The organism is Kitasatospora sp. NPDC059160, assembly GCF_042755465.1.
Lineage (GTDB): Bacteria > Actinomycetota > Actinomycetes > Streptomycetales > Streptomycetaceae > Kitasatospora.
The window spans coordinates 23,534-29,591 of the sequence record NZ_JBHZCN010000108.1; the positions used below are offsets into that span (position 1 = coordinate 23,534).

The 6,058-nt window shown below is 75.0% G+C and carries 7 protein-coding genes; 2 read left to right on the plus strand and 5 right to left on the minus strand.

Annotation, left to right across the window (positions count from 1 at the left end; translation table 11 throughout):
* Nucleotides 1–7 precede the first annotated feature (7 nt).
* On the minus strand, nt 8–772 hold the full coding sequence (locus tag ACFXOZ_RS34195) for a crotonase/enoyl-CoA hydratase family protein (RefSeq protein ID WP_375886029.1): 765 nt from the start codon (nt 770–772) through the stop codon (nt 8–10).
* 145 nt (nt 773–917) lie between these two features.
* Between ACFXOZ_RS34195 and ACFXOZ_RS34200 the strand changes: the two genes are divergently transcribed.
* Nucleotides 918–2,252 carry a PLP-dependent aminotransferase family protein gene (locus ACFXOZ_RS34200; RefSeq protein WP_380593802.1) on the plus strand — a complete coding sequence of 445 codons (1,335 nt, stop codon included), beginning with the start codon at nt 918–920 and terminating at the stop codon, nt 2,250–2,252.
* Between the two features lie 19 nt (nt 2,253–2,271).
* Here the strand turns inward: ACFXOZ_RS34200 and ACFXOZ_RS34205 are convergent, their stop codons facing one another.
* The 3 genes from ACFXOZ_RS34205 to ACFXOZ_RS34215 form a co-directional block, all read right to left on the minus strand.
* Entirely contained in the window at nt 2,272–3,297 is a 1,026-nt protein-coding gene (locus ACFXOZ_RS34205; protein WP_380593804.1) for a hypothetical protein, read from the minus strand.
* A gap of 228 nt (nt 3,298–3,525) precedes the next feature.
* Nucleotides 3,526–3,957, minus strand: coding sequence for a DUF4240 domain-containing protein (locus tag ACFXOZ_RS34210; protein WP_380527653.1), 432 nt, complete (start codon nt 3,955–3,957; stop codon nt 3,526–3,528).
* 61 nt (nt 3,958–4,018) lie between these two features.
* The gene (locus ACFXOZ_RS34215) at nt 4,019–4,993 is read right to left on the minus strand and encodes a helix-turn-helix transcriptional regulator (protein WP_380593806.1); all 975 of its coding nucleotides are present in this window, start codon (nt 4,991–4,993) and stop codon (nt 4,019–4,021) included.
* A 110-nt stretch (nt 4,994–5,103) separates the two neighbouring features.
* Here ACFXOZ_RS34215 and ACFXOZ_RS34220 point away from each other — a divergent pair, with 110 nt between their 5' ends.
* Nucleotides 5,104–5,649: a DinB family protein gene (locus ACFXOZ_RS34220; RefSeq protein ID WP_375886020.1), complete on the plus strand. Its 546-nt coding sequence runs from the start codon at nt 5,104–5,106 to the stop codon at nt 5,647–5,649.
* Between the two features lie 50 nt (nt 5,650–5,699).
* Here ACFXOZ_RS34220 and ACFXOZ_RS34225 read toward each other — a convergent pair whose 3' ends face one another.
* Nucleotides 5,700–5,915, minus strand: a complete 216-nt coding sequence (locus tag ACFXOZ_RS34225) for a heavy-metal-associated domain-containing protein (RefSeq protein ID WP_380527657.1) — start codon at nt 5,913–5,915, stop codon at nt 5,700–5,702.
* Nucleotides 5,916–6,058: the final 143 nt, after the last annotated feature.

A 6,058-nucleotide genomic window follows, 5' to 3' on the forward strand; every position in this document is an offset into this window, starting at 1 on the left:
TCCGGCCTCAGGTCCGGTCGAGGAACCGCCGGATCCCGTCCCGCACACCGTCCGTCGGCACGGTGGCGGCGAAGGCCGCCGCCTCCACCGCGAGGCCCTCGTCGATCGGCAGGTTGATCCCGCGGGTGACCGCCCGCAGGCAGGCGGCCACCGCGGTCGGCGCGTACCGGATGATGCGGTCCGCCAGGTCCCGTGCCTCGTCGAGCAGTTCGCCGGCCGGGACGACCGCGTTGACCAGGCCCAGCTCGGCCGCCCGGGCGGCCGGGACCGGGTCCCCGGTGAGGATCAGCTCCAGGCCGCGCTTGCGGCCCACGTGGCGCGGCAGCCGCTGCGAGCCGCCGAAGGGCGGCGGGAAGCCGAGCGCGATCTCCGGCTTGGCGAAGCTGGCGTGCTCCGCCGCGATCGCCAGCGGCGCCGCCTCGGTGAGCTCGCAACCCCCGCCGTACGCCAGCCCGTTGACCGCGACGATGACCGGCTTGGGGAACTCCTCGATCCGCCGGGTCAGGGTGTGGCCGCGGCGGACGAACTCGCGCAGCGCCCGCTCCGGCCCGCCCGCGATGCTGGCCGCCAGCGACGGGATGTCCGCGCCCGCGCTGAACGCCCGCTGCCCGGCCCCGGTCAGGATGACGGCGCGGACGCTGTCGTCGGCGTCGATCCGGTCGAGTGCGGCGAGCAGCGCGTCGATCGTCGGGTAGTCGAGGGCGTTGAGCTTCTTCTCCCGGTCGATGGTGAGGGTGACGACGTGCTGGTCCCGCTCGCTGTGGACGGTCATGGCCGCTGGTTCCCTTTCGACGTGGTCGCTTCGGTCACTGCCCGAGCGAGGCTAGGAAAGGTGGTCCAGGACAATCCAGTAATTGTCCTGGATACACTTCCCCCTCCCCCGCCCACGCCTTCGGACCACGGAACGGCAGGCCCCCGTGCGACCTCCCTCCTACAAGGCCGTCGTCGACGAGTACGCCGCCGCGATCCGCTCCGGCGCCCTGCCCGCCGGCACCCGGCTGCCGACCCACCGCGCCCTCGCCCGCGACCGCGGCATCGCGCTCGCCACCGCCACCCGCGTCTACGCCGAACTCGGCGCCGCCGGGCTGGTCGTGGGCGAGCAGGGCCGCGGCACCTTCGTCCGGGTCCGCTCCGGCTACGACGGCCTCGAACCCTCCCGCGTCCTCCCGGTGCCCCGCACCGCCGACCTCTCCTTCAACCAGCCGCTCGCCCCCGACCAGGGCGACCAGCTGCGCCGGGCGCTGCGCACCCTCGCCTCCTCCGGCGACGCCGAGGCCCTGCTGCGCCAGCACCCGCCCGGCGGCCACCGGCACGACCGGGCGACCGTCGCCCGCTACCTGCTGGACCGCGGCGTCGACACCGCCCCCGACAACGTCCTGCTCACCAGCGGCGCCCAGCAGGCCCTCGACTGCGTCCTGCGCACCCTCACCCGCCCCGGCGACGTCCTCGCCGTCGACGCGCTCAGCTACCCGGGCGTCAAACTCCTCGCCGCCGCGCACGGACTGGACCTCGCCCCCGTGCCCGTCACCCCCACCGGGCCCGACCTCGACGCCCTCGACCGGCTCTGCCGCAACCGCCCGGTCCGCGCGGTCTACACCGTCCCGACCGTCCACAACCCGCTCGGCTGGGTGCTCGACCACGGCCAGCGGCAACGCCTCACGGCCCTCGCCGCCGCCCACGACTGCACCCTGATCGAGGACGGCACCTACGCCTTCCTGGAGGCCTCACCGCCCCCGCCGCTGCACGCCCTCGCCCCCGACCGCACCTGCTACGTCGCCGGCCTGTCCAAGAACGTCGCCCCCGGCCTGCGGTTCGGCTTCGCCGTCCTCCCCGACCGCCACCTGCGCGCCGCCACCACCCAGCTGCGCGCCGCCGCCTGGGGCGCCCCCGGCCTGATCACCGCCCTCGCCACCGGCTGGCTCGCCGACAGCACCGTCACCCGCCTCGAAGCCCGGCGCCGCGCCGACGCCGCCGAGCGCCAACGGCTCGCCCGCACCGCCCTGGCCGGCCTCGCCGTCACCGCCCACCCCGCCTCCTACATCCAGTGGCTCACCCTGGAACCCCACCAGCGCCCCGACCGGGTCGCCGCCCTGCTCGCCGCCGAGGGCATCCTCGTCTCCACCGCCGACGCCTTCGCCACCGGCCCCCACCACCCCAACGCCATCCGCCTCGCCCTCGCCAACCCCCCGCTGCCCGAACTCCCCGCCGTACTCGGACGCCTGCGCGCCACCATCGAGTCCATCGCCCCGTAGTGGCGGCGGCCCGCCGCCACTACGGCTCCGGCGGCGCCTCGTGCAGATAGCCCGGGTCGAACCGGTGCACCGACGGCAGCAGGCGCGCGTCCGGGCCCGCCGCCTCACGCCCGTCCTGGCGACGCCCGTCCTGCCGGGCCAGTTGGGCCTTGGCCGTGCGCAGGACGTCGGACGGATCGGGATCGTCGTCACGCCTGTCCAGGTGCCAGTACCGGTCCTGGGTCAGCTTCCCGGCCTTCCGCACGCACGAACGCAACCTGGCCCGGGCCACGACGGGGTTCCCGACCCGGAGGAAGTGCTGGGCCAGCCACAGCTGACGCAGGTCGGGGCGGTCCACCCGCAACCGCACCATCGCCGCCACGTCCGGCTCCGCACCGGCGAGGACGGCCCGGCAGTCCAGGTAGAACAACTGCTCGTGGTCGAGGGCGGGATGCAGCTCACGGGCCGTCCTGAGGGCGTCGCGCACCTGCACCCGGTCGCCGACCTCCGCCACCCGCAGCAGAGCGAGGTACACCACCCGCTTCCGCACGTGCGGACAACCGAGGTCGTGCGACCGGGCGAAGTGCCGGCCGGCCAGCTCCAGGTCACCGTCCTCGACCGCCCGGTACCCGAGATCGCACCACCAGTCCGCCTCCGAACCCAGCGGGCCCACCGCCATCAGCAGCTCCATCGGCGGGTGCTCCGGGTGGTACTCCATCAGCATGTCGCGCACCTCCGGGGCACTGCGGTGCTCCCGAAGCGCCGGTTCCCCCCGGTACAGGTCGGTCAGCCGGGCGGCCAGCGACCGGCCGGTCGTGGCCAGGGCCTCCCGCAACCGTTCGTAGGCACCTCGCTGCAAACGGCCCTGCCGCCCGGAACGGACCCACCGGGCCAGCGCCTCGTCGACGAACTCGCCGGTCGCCACGTCCAACCCGTCCACCACCGCGTCGGCGAGCGCCGTCAGCGCCAGGTCCGCATCCTCCTCCACCGCCCGCAGCCACTGCCGACGTACGAGCGGCAGCCGCCGAGCCCGCCGCCACCCCGACAGGGTGAGGAGCTGGAACACCCCCTCCAGCCTCAGCTCCGCCGCCCGCACGTACCTGTGGTCCGCCTCCCGGAACACCCTCCTGACCCGCCACACCCTGACCCGCCCCACACCCACCCCCATCCACCCCCGGCCGGCGTAACGACCGTACGAAGCCCGGCCGTTCCAGCCCCACCCCACGGGAGGACCACCCCACCACAGCCCCACCCCACACAGGAAGTCGACCCGGCCGACTTCCTGTTCCGTGGCTCAACGGCCGGCCCAGCCCTCAGCGTTCGAGAACGACTCGTAGCTGTGGCGCGTGGAGCGCCCCCACTCGCGCCCGGTGAGGCGCCGGTGGGCCCGGTCGGGGACGTGCAGCAGGGGCTCGGCCCAGACGAGGTCGCTGGCGTACGGGTGGAACCGGGCCGGGTCGCCCAGCACGGCCTCGTACTCGGCCCGGCCTGCGGCGACGACGGCCGCGCGGGTGTACAGGAATGCATCGCCCGACAGGTCGACGCCGTACTCCCGGCGATCGAGCCGGTACAGGACGGTGGCCAGCTGTTCGGCGAACCCGATGCAGGCGGGCAGCCCGGCGGCCGTCAGCCGCCCCTCCAGCGCGGCAGCGAGCCGTTCCGCATCGGGGTCGGGCCAGGCCGGTCGACACTCCTCGATGAGCCGCCAGAACTCGTCCTCGTTCACGCCTGGCAGCATGAACCACCACACCGACAATCCCGCACCGAAAGTCGATCGGGCCGACTTCCTACTCCTCCGCGCCTCCTTCCGCTGCCCGGCCGAAGCGGGTGGACCATTCCGCGATGAGGGTCCGCAGCTCCGGCGGGTGGACGACCTGGAACTCGGCGCCGAGGGAGCCCAGGGCCATGGCGGGCCAGTCCAGGGAGTCGGCGGTCATCCGTAGGCGGCAGCGGGTGGCGTCCACCGCCTCGACGTCGCCCCAGCGGCCGACGTGGGCGCGGACGCGGTCGGCGGGCGCCTCCACCAGGGCCTCGACGCGGTTGGGGCGGGGCATGGCGCTGAGGCCCGCGCGGACGAACTCGGCGGCGTCGGCGGCCGGGAGGGTGCGGGGCGCGAAGCGGGCGCCGGTGGCCTCGGCGGCGGTGAGGCGGTCGAGGCGGAAGGTCCGCCAGTCGCCGCGGTCGAGGTCGTAGGCGACCAGGTACCAGCGCCGGTCGAGGCAGACCAGCCGGTGCGGCTCGACGTGCCGCTCGGTGCGCCGCGCGGAGGCGGCGGTGTACGAGAAGCGGATCCGTTCGTCGTCCCGGCAGGCCAGGGCGACGGCGGTGAGGGCGTCGGGGTCGACGCGGGAGGCGGGGGCGGTGCCCCAGTCGACGGGGACGGTGACGGCGCGCAGCGCCTCGACCCGGCGGCGCAGCCGGCCCGGCATCACCTGCACGACCTTGGCCAGGACCCGGACGGAGGCCTCGGCGACCCCCTCCACCGGGCTGTCGGCCGCCGCCTGGAGTCCGACCGCGAGGGCGACCGCCTCCTCGTCGTCGATGACCAGCGGGGGCAGCGCCGCACCCGCGGCCAGCTGGTAGCCGCCCTCGACGCCGCGCTGGGCCTCGACGGGGTAGCCGAGGTCGCGCAGCCGGTCGATGTCGCGGCGCAGGGTGCGGACGGAGACGCCGAGCCGGTCGGCGAGTTCCTCGCCGGGCCAGTACCGGTGGGTCTGGAGCAGGGAGAGCAGTCGCAGGGTCCGGGTGCTGGTGTTCGCCATGTCCCGATTCTGGCCGCAATTCAGGACAGGAAGTGGCCGCAATGCTCCGTAACGTGGTTCTCGTCCGAGGGAGCAGGACCCGAGCAGGACCCGAACGGAAGGCCAGAGCCATGACCACGACCACCACCCCCGACGCCACCGCCCCCGTCACCGGCGAGCGCGCCGACCTCCTGGTCGCGCTGGAGAAGCAGCGGCACTTCCTGCGCTTCACCACCCGCGACCTCACCGACGAGCAGGCCGGCCTGCGGACCTGTGCGAGCGAGCTGTGCCTGGGCGGTCTGGTCAAGCACGTGACCACGGTGGAGCGGCTGTGGGCGGAGTTCATCGTGGAGGGCCCGTCCGCGATGCCCGACTTCTCCGCCATGACCGAGGCCGACTTCGCCCGCCGCGCCGACGAGTTCCGGCTCCTGCCGGGCGAGACGCTGGCCGGGGTGCTCGCGGAGTACGCCGAGGTGGCCCGCCGGACGGACGAGCTGGTGGCCACCCTGCCGGACCTGGACGCGACCCAGCCGCTGCCGAAGGCGCCCTGGTTCGAGGCGGACGCCGAGTGGTCGGCCCGCCGGGTGCTGCTGCACGTCATCGCGGAGACCGCCCAGCACGCGGGCCACGCCGACATCGTCCGCGAGTCGCTGGACGGCGCGAAGAGCATGGGCTGAGCCTGGTGGGGCCCGCCGTAGCAGGACGGCGGGCCCCGGCCCGTCCGGGGTCAGATCTCGTCGACGAGGGTGAAGCCGGCCCCGTCCACCACACTGCGGACCGCCGACGTCTCCAGCGGCTGGGCGGAGGCCACGGTGACCCGTCCGCTCGGCGCGTCCGCGACGACCTCGGTGACCCCGGGGATGGCGGCGAGCCCGGCGCTGACGGTCCTCTCGCAGTGGCCGCAGCTCATGCCGTCGACGGTGAGGACGGTGGTGATGGACATGACGGTGCCTCCGGTTACGGGTCGTCGTGGGGGGGGGGGGGTTAGACCCCCCCCCCCAAACCCCCCGACGTCCGCGCTCCCCCCGGACACGCCCCCCCCGGGGGGCCCTCGCGGGGGTTCGGGGACCCGCCGGGGCCCCCCCC